The following is a 13,429-nucleotide window of genomic DNA, read 5'->3' as shown; positions in this document are numbered from 1 at the left end:
TTTAGTGTTTTAAAAATCAAAAAATGAAAACATCTGACAATGATAATTGGTAACTTGGTAATTTTTTTCCATAACGTATATTCTTAATAATGGTTAATTTTTTATATAAAGAATTATTTCAACAGATAAATCGACTGTATTTTATAGTACTAAGAATTAGTTACCTACTTGTATTAATGAAAACAAACTTTTTCAGAAATAGGTACATCATCTTTATGTAACTAAAAATTCTGTTATAGAAATAACTCTATAATTATTTCAATACTAAGGGGGGGATGAAATAGTATATTTTTTCTAAGGGGAGAAATAATATACATTATGGGGGGTATTTCGTATCATAATCTTATATATCAAATCAATGATATTTTGAAAACAATACTCAATCAAAATTATATGTCAAATATAAGGTATATGTTGATAAAAATCAACTGATCATAGATTAATTTTTAATTAGATTTTAAAAGTCAGTTTTTTTAAAACTCTCAACGTTATTTATAAGTTATCGCAATCATAGGTTTCTATTTCTTATAGAGATAGAAACATTATTAGTTTATCATATAGAGGTTTGATTAATATTTTATCACCATGTGTGGCTAATTATTTTTTTTACATACTTAACTAAATTCTATTTCGATTGGTTGTGGTTTGGGTCGTTTTATTATCTTTACCACTCGTATAACCATACTTTAATTTATAATTAAATGTCATACAATTTATTAAAAGGTAAAAGAGGAATTATTTTTGGGGCACTTGACGAAAATTCAATCGCTTGGAAAACTGCAGAACGTGTTTATGAAGAAGGAGGAAGTTTTGTTCTTACTAATGCTCCTGTCGCAATGCGAATGGGTGCTATAAATACTCTTGCAGAAAAAACCAATACTCAAGTTATACCTGCAGACGCTACTTCGTTAGAAGATTTAGAAAATCTTGTAGATAAAGCAGTAGAAATTTTGGGCGGTAAACTTGATTTTGTTTTACATTCTATAGGGATGTCAATAAATGTGCGTAAAGGACGTCATTATACAGATCAGAACTATGACTGGACACAAAAAGGATTAGATGTATCTGCTCTTTCTTTTCATAAAACAATGCAAACCTTATATAAGAAAAAGGCAATGAATGACTGGGGAAGTATAGTTGGATTGACATATATGGCTGCACAGCGCGTGTTTCCTGATTATAATGATATGGCAGATAATAAAGCATATTTAGAATCTATTGCTCGTAGTTTTGGATATTTCTTTGGTAGAGATAGTAATGTGCGAGTGAATACAATTTCTCAATCTCCAACCCCAACAACTGCAGGAAAAGGAGTGAAAGGGTTTGATGGATTTATAGAATATGCAAATAAAATGTCTCCTTTAGGTAATGCCACGGCAGCAGAATGTGCCGATTATACCATTACACTATTCTCTGATTTAACCAAAAAAGTAACTCTTCAGAATTTATACCACGATGGAGGTTTTTCTAATATGGGAGTAAGCCAGTTAGTGATGGATAAATTTGTAGGAGAAGAATAAAGATTTTCTAAAAAAAAACTACTATAAGATTAATAAAAAATCCCATTCTTAATTGGTATGGGATTTTTTATTTAGACCACTTACCTTTGCAATATGGAAATATATTTCTCCTTTATTGTGCCAGTTTATAACAGGCCAAATGAGATTAAAGAGCTACTGGATAGCATGGTGGATATGGATTATACCAAGCCATATGAGATTGTAATTGTCGAAGATGGATCGTCTGAAACATCAAAGGAGGTTATAGCGACTTTTGAAGATAGGTTATCTATAAGTTATTACCAAAAGCCAAATACTGGCCCGGGAGATTCTCGTAACTATGGTATGCGTAAGGCAAAAGGTAACTACTTTGTTATTCTAGATAGTGATGTGCTATTACCAAGAGAGTATTTGTCTAAAGCAGAACGTTTTTTATCCAATACTTTTGTGCATTGTTACGGAGGTCCCGATGACGCTCATCAAAGCTTTTCTAACCTTCAGAAAGCAATAAGTTATAGTATGACTTCGTATTTAACTACTGGCGGAATTAGAGGACGTAAAAATACATTAGGAAAATTTCAGCCCCGTAGTTTTAATATGGGATTGTCAAAAGAAGCTTTTGAGGCTTCGGGTGGTTTCGGAAATATACACCCCGGAGAAGACCCGGATCTTACCATAAGATTATGGAAATTAGGATATGACACTACATTAATCCCTGATGCCAAAGTGTTTCATAAAAGAAGAATTTCCTGGAAAAAATTCTATATACAGGTAAATAAGTTTGGATTGGTACGACCTATTTTAAATCGATGGCATCCAGATACAGCCAAAATTACATATTGGTTCCCTACCTTATTCTTGCTATATATTGTATTTTCTATAGTGACTGCACTTTTGGGATGGTGGTACTTTGTTGCTATTTTAGGTGTGTATTTAGGGGTTATTTTTCTAGGCGCTACGCTAGAATATAAAAATCTGTCTATAGGCGTACAATCTATTTTAGCAGTTTTGATACAATTTTATGGATACGGAAAAGGATTCCTGAAATCTTATTATTATATTCATCTATTGAAAAAAGTACCCGAAAAACAATTTAAGAAATTGTTTTTTTCAAAGTAATTTGTATGTCAGCTAGAAAAAAGAATAGATTTTCCTTAAAAAGGAATAATGTAAAAACCTTTTTGTTTTTTCTAATATTCACTTCGATCTTGTGGTTATTTATACAATTCTCTAAAAATTATACCCAAGAAGTAGAAGTAGCTATACAATATACTAATATACCACAAGACAAAATTTTTAATGAGCAGAGTGACCAAACATTAAGAATGGTTCTTAATGGGAATGGTTTTAGATTGATGAATCATAATTGGAGCAGACCAACATTACAATTTAATGTAGAGGATGCAGTTATTAATAGTGGAGATCGATATTATTTTCGTGTTGATAAAGAATCTTCGGTTTTAAAAAATAAATTGGACTTTAAAGGAAGAGTTTTATCTGTGCAAAAAGATACCATACGATTAAAATTAGATCATAATCTGAAAAAAAAGATCCCGGTTAAAATCGCCGAGAAGATTCAGTATGCTATTGGATATGGTAGTGATAAGGGGTTAGTAGTTTCTCCTGATTCTATAACAATTAGTGGTCCTTCACAAATAATAGATACCATACAATATATAACAACAGAAAATCTAAATTTAGAAGGGTTAAACGTTAACTATACTTCAGAATTAGATATTAATATTGAAGAATTACCAACTACCATTACTGTTACTCCTGCTCAAGTACAGGCTAACGTTTTGGTGAGTAAATTTACAGAGGGAGATCAAAAAATTCCTATAACATTAAATAATATACCAGAAGGTACAGAAATTAAGATTTTTCCTAAAGAAATTTCTGTAGTATACAGGGTAGGATTAGATAAATATAATGAAATAAGCCCCAGAGATTTTATGGTAGTAGCTGATTATGCCAAAGCATCTGAAGAAAGTTCGTTTTTAACTTTAGAGTTGGTGAATAAACCAGATTACATTCATGATGTACGGTTACAGGTAAAACAAGTTCAATTTGTAGTTTTGAAATAAGTTAGAGTATGAAAGTAGTAGGTCTAACAGGTGGTATAGGTAGTGGAAAATCTACAGTGGCCAAAATGTTTGAACAACTAGGGGTTGCAGTTTATATAGCCGATATCGAGGCTAAAAGGCTTATGAATGAGGATGCATTAGTAAAAAAGCAAATTATCGATTTATTAGGAAATGATTCGTATATAAACGAAGAGTTAAACAGATCATATATAGCAAATGTAGTGTTTAACGATTCTTCAAAACTACTTCAGTTAAATGCAATTGTTCACCCTGCTGTGGCAAACCATTTTGATTGTTGGAAAAGTAAACAAAAAGGGAATTATGTAGTAAAAGAAGCGGCTATACTTTTTGAAAATGAAGGTCATAAACAATGTGATTATACTATTCTGGTATCGGCACCAATAGAAACAAGAATTGAACGAGTCCTAAAAAGAGATAAAACTACAAGAGAAGATATCCTTTCTAGGATGAATAATCAGTGGGAAGATGCTCGAAAAATCCCATTAGCCGATTTTGTAATATATAATAAAAATATAGAAGATACTGAAAATCAAGTACATAAGGTTCATAGGGAAATATCTTTATAAAATGTTTGTAATCCGAATCTTTCATTTTGTTAACATTTGGTTAAACCCTAAAGTAGCTAAATGTTAAAGTCTTACTTTTGAGTTATGAATAAAAGGTTATTCGTGTTGCTGATAATCCTGATGAGTTTATCGTTAATTGGGATTATTTTTGTTCAGGGATATTGGATTAACAACACTGTAGAGAATAATGAAGAGCAGTTTTCTTTTAATGCGAAACAAATATTGATATCTGTATCTAATAGAATTCAATACAGAGAGTTTGAAGAGATGTTTTTTCCATTACAAGAGATTCTGGATAGCATAGAAGAGCCTGATAACAAAACTATACGTCAACTTCTAAATATTAGTATTGATAATACGACAAAGTCGTTTACACATACAGATGGTATTTTAGAAGAAGACTATAAGTTGTTTTCGTCTTTTATAAATTTAAATATTGATACGGTTCGGTTAAAAAATATTTTAAATCGTAATGCCGATGTTGCTACGCAAAATGATAAAAGTGATTTTGTAAAGCAAAATTCTAAATCCAAACTAGAGAGAATACGTGGGTTAACAGATCTCCAAAGAATGGATTATGAAATAGTAATAAGCGAAATTGCCAGTTTTATACCAATACATAGAAGAGTTCAAAAAAGAGAAATAGATTATCTATTAAAGAAAGAACTGGAAGAGAGAGATATAAAAGTAGACTTTGAATATGCTATTTATAGTAATGCTTTAGCAACCAAAGTACGTTCTGATGATTTTAGTTTGGATTATCCAACAACATATGCAATACCACTTTTTGTAAATGATGAAGGCGTAAGTGAGTATCAGTTATATGTTAACTTTACTGGAAAAAAACAATATGTACTTTCTTCTATCAAGGGAATGGCCATATTATCTATAATATTTACGTTAATTATTGTAGTTGCATATTCCAGTGCTTTATCACAATTGATGCAGCAACGGCAGATATCACAAATTAAAACAGATTTTATTAATAATATGACGCATGAGCTTAAGACTCCTATTGCTACTATTAATTTGGCATTAGATTCTATAAAGAACCCTAAAATAGGAGGAGATCCAGAGAAAGTACAGCGTTATATGAGTATGATACGTGAAGAGAATAAAAGAATGCATGCCCAAGTAGAAAATGTGTTAAGAATATCTCAGTTAGAGAAAAATGAACTTAACATTAAAAAAGAAAGACAAGAGTTGCACGATATTATTGAAGATGCAATTACTCATGTGTCTCTACTTGTAGAAAATAGAGAAGGGTATGTGAAAATGCATTTAGGAGCGCTTAAAACAACAGTATTAGCTAATGATAGTCATTTGACTAATGTAATTGTGAATATTCTGGATAATGCAATAAAATATTCAGAAAATGAGCCCAAAATAGATGTGTATACAGAAAATGTAAAAAATAGTATTGTTCTTAAAGTTCGTGATCAAGGAATTGGAATGAGTAAAGTTGCACAGAAAAAGATTTTTGAAAAGTTCTTTAGAGAACATACCGGAGATCTTCATAATGTAAAAGGACACGGATTAGGGCTAACATACGTAAAGAGAATTATAGATGATCATCATGGTCAGATATGGGTGGAGAGTGAAAGGGGAAAAGGCTCCACATTTATAATTAAATTACCGTTAATATCTTAAAATATGGAAACAGAAAACAAAAAGATTTTGCTTGTAGAAGATGATCCAAACTTCGGAACAGTATTAAAGGATTATCTTGTAATGAACGATTATGATGTTGTGCATGCTAAAAATGGTATGGAAGGCTTCGAAAAATTCAAAAAGGATGATTATGATATGTGTATTCTTGATGTCATGATGCCTTATAAAGATGGATTTACATTAGCAAAGGAGATTAGAGAAAAAAATGAAGAAATACCAATCATCTTTTTAACTGCAAAAGCAATGAAAGAAGATGTATTGAAAGGATACAAAGTAGGGGCAGATGATTACCTTAATAAGCCTTTTGATAGCGAAGTGTTGTTAATGAAAATACAAGCTATTATGCAGCGTAAAAGCACAGAATCTGTTGCCGATAGTAAACAGTTTGAGTTTAACGTTGGAGGCTTTCATCTTAATTCGAAACTTCGCTTTTTAACGTTTAAAGAAGAAGATCCAATTAAACTTTCTCCAAAAGAGAATGAATTACTTCGCTTACTAGCGTTACATCTTAATGATTTAATGCCTAGAGAATTAGCATTGACAAAAATATGGAGGGATGATAATTATTTTACCTCTCGTAGTATGGATGTATATATAGCCAAACTTAGAAAATATTTGAAGAAAGACGAAAATGTCGAAATTCTTAATATTCATGGAGAAGGATTTAGACTAGTTGTAAGAAACGAAGAATCGTAGGAATAGTAACGGTAACTAACTTCTAAAAAAAGTTCACTATGTGCAATTATCATAGTGAGCTTTTTTTTATATGCATTATAATAGATTTAATATCTTCTTTGTAGTCATACCAACTAATTTCTAAATCTTTTTTAAACCAGGTAAGCTGTCTTTTGGCAAAACGTCTGGTGTTTTTTTTGATTTCAGAAAGAGCAAAATTCAAATCCCATTCTTCATCCAGGTATTTAAATATTTCTTTATACCCAACAGTGTTCAATGCATTTAAAGATTTATAAGAGTAAAGGCTTTTTACTTCATCTAGTAAACCCGCTTCAACCATTAATTCTACGCGTTGGTTTATTCTGTCATAAATAGTTTGTCTTTCTGCAGTAACCCCAATTTTAATAGTGTTAAAAGGTCGTTTCTTTCGTGGTTTAGTAAGAAATGATGAATAAGGTTCTCCACTGCCAATACATACTTCTAGAGCCCTCATAACTCTATGTGTATTGTTTAGATCTACCTTTTCATAATACAATGGATCCAAAATTTTTAATTGTTGCTGCAAATTTTCGATTCCTTTGTCGTTATATTCTTTTTGAAGTTCTTGTCTAATCTTTATATCTATTTCAGGAAAACGATCCAACCCCTTGGTTACCGCATCGATATAGAGCCCAGAACCTCCAACTAGAATAGCATAGTCATTGCTTTTGAATAATTCATTAAGTTTATCTAAAGCATCTTTTTCAAAATCACCTACACTGTATTCATTCTTAATACTTATGTGTTGAATGAAATGATGTTTAGCTTGTTTTAATTCATCAAGAGAAGGAGCTGCAGTACCAATGCTCATTTCTTTATAAAACTGCCTGCTGTCTGCAGAAACAATTTCACAATTAAAATGTTTTGCAAGTGCAATACTTAAGCTGGTTTTGCCTATAGCAGTTGGGCCAACAACCACAATTAGATTTTTATTCTTGGTCATGATGTAAGTCTTCTCCGCATTTATGGCAGAATTTAGCGTTATCGCGATGCTCATTCTCACTACAATGACTACAGGATTGAGTATTTAGATGTACTTTACTAGCTTGATGATGTGTGTATTCGGCACTAACAATACCCGTAGGAACAGCAATAATACCATAACCCATGATCATAATAATGGCTGCAATAAATTGTCCTAGCGGAGTAACAGGAGCAATATCACCATAACCAACTGTTGTTAGTGTAACAATACACCAATATACGCTTATGGGGATGCTTTTAAAACCACTTTCTTCTCCTTCTACGATATACATTACCGTACCCATAATTATGCATAACACTAATACAGCAAATAGAAATACCAGTATTTTGGCTCTACTATCTTTTATAGCTTTGGCTAGTCTGTTGGATTCACCAATATATCTCGAGATTTTTAAAATTCTAAAAACCCGAAGTAATCTTAACGCTCTAACAGCCAACAATGCACTGGTGCCTGTTATAAAAAATGATAGGTATAATGGTAAAGTAGATAAAAGATCGATGATCCCATAAAAACTAAAAATATAGGAAGCTGGTTTTTTTATAGAAATAATACGGGCTATATATTCAAAAGTAAAGAATATAGTGATGATCCATTCTGCATAATATAAAAACGTATAGGTTTCAGCAGATAGTCCTTTTACACTTTCGAGCATTACGAAAATGATGCTCAATACTATTAAAATAAGTAGAGTTACATCAAATATTTTTCCTATAGGAGTATCGGCTTCATAAATGATGTCGTGTAATTGGTTTTTCCAGTTCTTATGAGATGAATTATTGTCCAAATTTCTTGATTTTGAATAAAAATACTAAAAAAACTAATGTACCCTTCTAACGGCTATAAGAGTATCATTTTCTATTTCAATAATAAGATTAAAAAATTCTTTAAGTGTTTTATAGTATTCTACAGGATAATATGAAGAATTAAATGTTATTCTATGAGTAATAATTAATTTTTTTTCATTTTTCTGAAAATTGACACCTACCTGACCTAGATGATTAGGAATAGTATACAAAGAATTATTTGGGATATCGACAAATTCATAATTTTCGGGCAACTCGATAGAAACTAAGTATGTGTATGAATCTGGATAGCCAAAATCAACAGGATATGTTCTTTGATTAAGTTTGAAAGGAGTTTCTTTGAAAAAAGGTAGGGTAAATGGTTTTATGTAAATCGTGTTATCTATTGTTTCGGTATTCCTTGTGAATTGAAATTCTTCTTCAAATGGTTTTTCATAATCCTTCTCATCTTTAATATTAATGTTGGTTATTTTTACTTCAGAGTTTTTCTTTTTCCTTAAGTCTAAATAACTTTGTTTGTTTACCTGATCCAGTTCTTTTCGCTTATAGTATCCATGGTAACCAGCGAAAACATGTTTTGCTTTACCGTCTAATTCTAATTTTTCATTTAGTTTTAATTCTTCTTTATAAAAAATTAAGGAACGCTTTGCGGGTTTTATATCTATCCAGGAACTACCATTTTTAAAATCTAATAACCTACCATGTACATTTAAGCATCTAAAAGGTACTTCTCCGAACGCTAAATTATTTTCTGTAGCATCTAGAAGAAATGTCTCATCTTCGATAGTTAATTGTGTAATTAAGTAATTAAAATCAGAAATTACAGGATGTATAGTTGTAGCGTAGCCATTACTCCTTGTCGATAGTAATACAGGATAAACTTTAAATTGTTGTTGTTTCAGTGTGTTATGTAATAAAATATTTATACCAGAGACATTACCTGATTTAGAGTTAATTACTTCAGAAATAGAATTACCTTTAAAAATGTCGTTCTTTTTGTTCCATTTATAATGATTAGCGATATAACGATATATTGCTTTTGCTTTGATCACGTCATTAGGCATTGATTGTATTGTGTCGGGAAGAATATCTTTAGTGATTCCCGTTTTTTTAAGTTGTACTCCAATAGCTGCTTCTTTTTTTAATTTGATATCAACATTTTTCCATGTTTCGGTATATTTATTATTGACTCCATCAAATCCTTTAAATTCTTTTAATTCATACTCAATACGAGAAAAATAATTACTCTTTGCCGTCATATATTTTTCTTCTTTGAAAGCAGGAATATCTTTCATGATATATGTGTTATGAGAACAATCGGCAGATCCTAAACCTGATGCCTGAAGACAGTTTTTTTTAATAGTAGATTCACTGGTGTTTAGTTTTAGAGTTCCTACGAGTTTTATATTGTAGACATAATTGCCAGGTAGATCAGCTATAAACTCACTATACATTTTTGGGATGTCATCTTGAAATTCCCATCCATTAAAATTATACATAAAAGGGGATTCTAACTGGTATTTATAAGTAAGTACAGATCCTGGTTTTATATTAGAAAATGTAAATTTTACAGAAGTGAAGTTTTGATCATGTTTTTCATAATAAATTTGGTCTTTTTCTACTTTAGTTTTAATAACCTTACCTTGTTCTAGGTTATAAGTATATGCTACTAGGTTATTAAGAGATTCTTTATTGTTTTTATTTCTGTATAAAAGAACTTTTACCGTAGCATGATCAAACCCTTGCTCATTTAATATTTTGACCTTTGCTTCATAATCTGTTAACAGATTATAACCACCACCATTTTCTACTCTGCTAAACCCTTTTTCGTATATGAAAAAAGCATTTGCGGTACTGTCTTTTTTATATGTTGTACTTTGCAAATCGATCATGCTTACCACCATATTTTTATCATTGTAAGCTTCTTGAGCACTTATTGAAAAAGAGAAAGTAGTTAAGAATAGAAAAAATAGAGTTCTATACATTTTTTTGTAGTTTGATAATCTTTAGTCTTTTATGCGTGCGCACATAACTTTGAATAATGTGTTGAGCATCTCTATTATGAGTCATTGGGGTAATAATAGAGCGTAAAATCTCTATATTATTGATCTGATGATTGAGATTGAAGTACCCAATACCTTTAAATTTTCCTTCTTCAACCAATATTACACTTTGTTCGTCAATATCTCTTCCTCTATCCACAATAATCATATCCTGACTCTGAAACGAAGTATTGAAAATAAGTTTTTGTGCACGGATATTATATTCTTCTGCAGATTCATTATAAATACAAGCACCCTGACACTGTTTTATAGTGTAGTTAAAACAATTGCTTTCTCCATTATCCAGACCCATTAATTTTTGGCATAAATTATACTCTTCTGTCCATCGATGCATATAAGTCTTAGCTTGTTGTTTATTAGAAAAAGTAGTGATGCTTATTTTGCGATGATCTGCTTTTTGAACTTTGAAATTTATATACCCATTGTCATCTGTGAATTGGTATAGGGCCTGATCAAATTTTGTTTTACGTAGTGCTCTATTGTATTTAGGTTTGTTGCGTTTTATCTCTTCGCTTTCTTTTAGCAATGCCAAAAGCTCACTTCCTGTATTCTCGTATGTTACGCTAACAACCTCTTCTTGTATTTTTTTAGATTTTCTATTGTCGTTTGTAAAATGTTGATTGAGGCGTTTTTTTATGTTTTTACTTTTTCCAATATAGATGACAGTCCCGTCCTCACGATGCATATAATATACTCCCGTTGCTGTAGGAGCGTCTTCAATTAATCTAAGAAGCTTATCATCTACCTGGCGTTTAGTCTCTGTTCGAACAGTTTCTGTAATTATTTTTTTCTCTATGTCTTTTGTGAGTAAGAGTTTAAATAATTTTACCGTAGCCAGGGCGTCGCCATTGGCTCGGTGTCTGTCAGAAAGAGGGATACCAAGTCCTCGAACAAGTTTACCTAAACTATAAGATTGTTGATCTGGGATTAATTTTTTAGAAAGCTCTACAGTACATAAAGATTGCCGTTCGAATTCGAATCCTAATCTCGAGAATTCGGTTCTTAAAATTCTGTAATCAAAACTAGAGTTATGCGCAACGATAATACAGTTGGTAGTAATTTCAACAATTCTTTTGGCTACTTCATAAAACTTGGGTGCATTACGAAGCATTTGATTATTTATCCCGGTAAGATTAGCTACAAATGGCTGTATGGGACGTTCTGGATTAACGAGGCTTATAAATTGGTCCACTACATCATGTCCGTCAAATTTATAAATAGCAATTTCAGTAATTCCTTCTTCATTATATTTTCCTCCGGTTGTTTCAATATCTAAAATTGCATACATATAGTTCGGTAATCTTTATTTTTTCAAGCTTAGTTTAATAAGGGGCATTATTATTTTTTATTTATCAATTTGGTAAATCAAGTACTAATGATCAAAAAGTATGTGTTATTGGTAATTTCTGGCTCCAAAAATAGAACTTCCTATTCTAACCATAGTGCTTCCGAAGTCAATAGCCATTTTGTAATCTCCACTCATACCTATCGATAAGGTTTTTAGTTGAGGGTATTTTGTTTTTATGTTTTCAGAAAAAGAAGCAATCTTTTTAAATTCATCACTTATTTGTTGCTCATCATCTGTAAAAGTTGCCATCCCCATAAGCCCTTGAATATTAACATTGGTTAAATTCTTAACTTCTTCGGTGTTTAATAAAGTGATAGCATCTTGTTCTGATAAACCAAATTTACTTTCTTCTTTAGCAATTTTGATTTGTAAGAGACAGTTAATAGTTCTATTATGTTTTTTTGCTTGTTTGTTGATCTCTTTAAGTAATTTGTAACTATCTACTGCATGAATGAGATCTACAAAGGGAGCCATATACTTAACCTTATTAGTTTGTACATGCCCGATCATATGCCAGCTAATGTCCTTTGGCATAGTTTCCCACTTTTCGGCCATTTCTTGAATCTTATTTTCACCAAAAATTCTCTGACCAGCATCATAGGCGTTCATTAGATCAGAAACAGGTTTAGTTTTGGATACTGCTACCAGAGTAACTCCTTCAGGAATTGATGTTTTTATTTCGAGAAGGTTTTTTTCGATATCATTCATAGTTTGCAAAGATATCTAAAATCATTTTTTTATTGATATTGATTATTCGTTATTTATTTATAAATCAAAGGCTAATTTTGATCTTTTTTATATGAAATAATTAATCTCTTTTTTCCTGGATAAAGGGTAAGTATTTAGGTCATATTTCTAATTTTTACAGATGTCAAAAGTATTCGTGGCTTAAATCGTACAACTCTCATATATATGTTAATTAATATTAGGAATTTTGGTAGCGATCGTATCTTAATGTGCTTTTATAAAGGAAGTTAAAAGCGATAATTAACAATTTTATTTTAACCAATTTAAATTAAATTTTTATGAAAAAATCAATTTTTCTAGCAGTATTAACACTGTTTAGTCTTATGATCTCATGTCAGAAAGATGAGATAAAAGAAGAGGTAGGAAATACCCAGGAGTTACCCACTTATGATGACACTAATTCTCTATCGGTAGAATGGGAGAGCTTTCCTAAGGAATTAAAAAATGCTATCCCTCTTGAGGAGAATGTAACAGAAAGTAGTAGTAAAGCATATTCGTACTCTATTGGCCCTTTTGGAGGTAATGGGGGTAGTGCTTTTAGTGTAAACCCTCCTAGTGGTACAAGAATTCATGCAATTGCCATGAGAACAGGTAGTAGGGTAGACAAATTGATCGTTTACTATAAATCACCTTCTGGTACTATTTATATAGGTGTGAATAGAGGTGGTAATGGAGGTAGTTATTACCTTCATTTTTTTAGCAGTGATGAGCATATAAGAAGAATTTCAGGAAGAAGTGGGAGTCGTTTGGATAAGTTAACCATCTATACTAATAAAAAAACATTTACCCATGGCGGTAATGGAGGTAGCTATTTTAATGCTTCAATCCCACCTAGTGGATTTGAAATCTTAGGTTTCTATGGCCGTTCAGGATCAAATATTGATAGAATTGGGTTTTATGTGCATACCCTATAAAGTATAGTTATTCA

Annotated in this window: 12 protein-coding genes; 7 read left to right on the top strand and 5 right to left on the bottom strand. The window is 31.2% G+C overall.

All coding sequences use genetic code 11. The features are described 5' to 3' along the window. Positions 1–701 precede the first annotated feature (701 nt). From NNL09_RS24380 to NNL09_RS24355, 6 genes are all read left to right on the top strand, one after another. Entirely contained in the window at positions 702–1,520 is an 819-nt protein-coding gene (locus tag NNL09_RS24380; RefSeq protein ID WP_025664002.1) for an enoyl-ACP reductase, read from the top strand. A 93-nt stretch (positions 1,521–1,613) separates the two neighbouring features. Further along, a complete protein-coding gene (locus NNL09_RS24375) occupies positions 1,614–2,618 on the top strand; it encodes a glycosyltransferase family 2 protein (RefSeq protein ID WP_196911420.1) in 1,005 nt (334 codons plus the stop codon). 5 nt (positions 2,619–2,623) lie between these two features. Beyond that, positions 2,624–3,583, top strand: coding sequence for a YbbR-like domain-containing protein (locus tag NNL09_RS24370; protein ID WP_196911421.1), 960 nt, complete (start codon positions 2,624–2,626; stop codon positions 3,581–3,583). An 8-nt stretch (positions 3,584–3,591) separates the two neighbouring features. Beyond that, on the top strand, positions 3,592–4,170 hold the full coding sequence (coaE, locus tag NNL09_RS24365; RefSeq protein WP_196911422.1) for a dephospho-CoA kinase: 579 nt from the start codon (positions 3,592–3,594) through the stop codon (positions 4,168–4,170). A gap of 84 nt (positions 4,171–4,254) precedes the next feature. After that, the gene (locus NNL09_RS24360; RefSeq protein WP_025664006.1) at positions 4,255–5,820 is read left to right on the top strand and encodes a sensor histidine kinase KdpD; all 1,566 of its coding nucleotides are present in this window, start codon (positions 4,255–4,257) and stop codon (positions 5,818–5,820) included. Between the two features lie 3 nt (positions 5,821–5,823). After that, entirely contained in the window at positions 5,824–6,537 is a 714-nt protein-coding gene (locus tag NNL09_RS24355) for a response regulator transcription factor (RefSeq protein ID WP_025664007.1), read from the top strand. 49 nt (positions 6,538–6,586) lie between these two features. Here the strand turns inward: NNL09_RS24355 and miaA are convergent, their stop codons facing one another. The 5 genes from miaA to NNL09_RS24330 form a co-directional block, all read right to left on the bottom strand. Beyond that, positions 6,587–7,498: a tRNA (adenosine(37)-N6)-dimethylallyltransferase MiaA gene (gene miaA, locus NNL09_RS24350; RefSeq protein ID WP_196911423.1), complete on the bottom strand. Its 912-nt coding sequence runs from the start codon at positions 7,496–7,498 to the stop codon at positions 6,587–6,589. Then, complete coding sequence (locus NNL09_RS24345; protein WP_025664009.1) at positions 7,485–8,324, bottom strand: ion transporter; 840 nt, start codon at positions 8,322–8,324, stop codon at positions 7,485–7,487. The genes miaA and NNL09_RS24345 overlap by 14 nt, the downstream gene beginning before the upstream one ends. 33 nt (positions 8,325–8,357) lie before the next feature. Further along, positions 8,358–10,328, bottom strand: a complete 1,971-nt coding sequence (locus NNL09_RS24340; RefSeq protein ID WP_196911424.1) for a DUF3857 domain-containing protein — start codon at positions 10,326–10,328, stop codon at positions 8,358–8,360. Further along, on the bottom strand, positions 10,321–11,694 hold the full coding sequence (locus tag NNL09_RS24335; protein WP_196911425.1) for an exonuclease domain-containing protein: 1,374 nt from the start codon (positions 11,692–11,694) through the stop codon (positions 10,321–10,323). The genes NNL09_RS24340 and NNL09_RS24335 overlap by 8 nt, the downstream gene beginning before the upstream one ends. A 105-nt stretch (positions 11,695–11,799) precedes the next feature. Next, on the bottom strand, positions 11,800–12,462 hold the full coding sequence (locus NNL09_RS24330) for a YggS family pyridoxal phosphate-dependent enzyme (RefSeq protein WP_196911426.1): 663 nt from the start codon (positions 12,460–12,462) through the stop codon (positions 11,800–11,802). A 317-nt stretch (positions 12,463–12,779) separates the two neighbouring features. On the opposite strand from NNL09_RS24330, the gene NNL09_RS24325 reads away from it, so the two are divergent. Next, positions 12,780–13,415, top strand: a complete 636-nt coding sequence (locus tag NNL09_RS24325; RefSeq protein WP_025664013.1) for a jacalin-like lectin — start codon at positions 12,780–12,782, stop codon at positions 13,413–13,415. Positions 13,416–13,429 lie beyond the last annotated feature (14 nt).

The organism is Aquimarina sp. EL_43 (assembly GCF_943422735.1).
In the GTDB taxonomy this organism is placed as follows: Bacteria; Bacteroidota; Bacteroidia; order Flavobacteriales; family Flavobacteriaceae; genus Aquimarina; species Aquimarina megaterium.
This window is presented reverse-complemented; position numbering and strand designations above follow the sequence as displayed.

What these genes read in the sequence shown, in the direction of transcription:
- NNL09_RS24325 (WP_025664013.1), top strand. Translation starts at nt 12,780, where the DNA reads ATGAAAAAATCAATTTTTCTAGCAGTATTAACACTGTTTAGTCTTATG.
- miaA (WP_196911423.1), bottom strand. Translation starts at nt 7,498, where the DNA reads ATGACCAAGAATAAAAATCTAATTGTGGTTGTTGGCCCAACTGCTATA.
- NNL09_RS24380 (WP_025664002.1), top strand. Translation starts at nt 702, where the DNA reads ATGTCATACAATTTATTAAAAGGTAAAAGAGGAATTATTTTTGGGGCA.
- NNL09_RS24340 (WP_196911424.1), bottom strand. Translation starts at nt 10,328, where the DNA reads ATGTATAGAACTCTATTTTTTCTATTCTTAACTACTTTCTCTTTTTCA.
- coaE (WP_196911422.1), top strand. Translation starts at nt 3,592, where the DNA reads ATGAAAGTAGTAGGTCTAACAGGTGGTATAGGTAGTGGAAAATCTACA.
- NNL09_RS24375 (WP_196911420.1), top strand. Translation starts at nt 1,614, where the DNA reads ATGGAAATATATTTCTCCTTTATTGTGCCAGTTTATAACAGGCCAAAT.
- NNL09_RS24335 (WP_196911425.1), bottom strand. Translation starts at nt 11,694, where the DNA reads ATGTATGCAATTTTAGATATTGAAACAACCGGAGGAAAATATAATGAA.
- NNL09_RS24355 (WP_025664007.1), top strand. Translation starts at nt 5,824, where the DNA reads ATGGAAACAGAAAACAAAAAGATTTTGCTTGTAGAAGATGATCCAAAC.
- NNL09_RS24360 (WP_025664006.1), top strand. Translation starts at nt 4,255, where the DNA reads ATGAATAAAAGGTTATTCGTGTTGCTGATAATCCTGATGAGTTTATCG.
- NNL09_RS24370 (WP_196911421.1), top strand. Translation starts at nt 2,624, where the DNA reads ATGTCAGCTAGAAAAAAGAATAGATTTTCCTTAAAAAGGAATAATGTA.
- NNL09_RS24330 (WP_196911426.1), bottom strand. Translation starts at nt 12,462, where the DNA reads ATGAATGATATCGAAAAAAACCTTCTCGAAATAAAAACATCAATTCCT.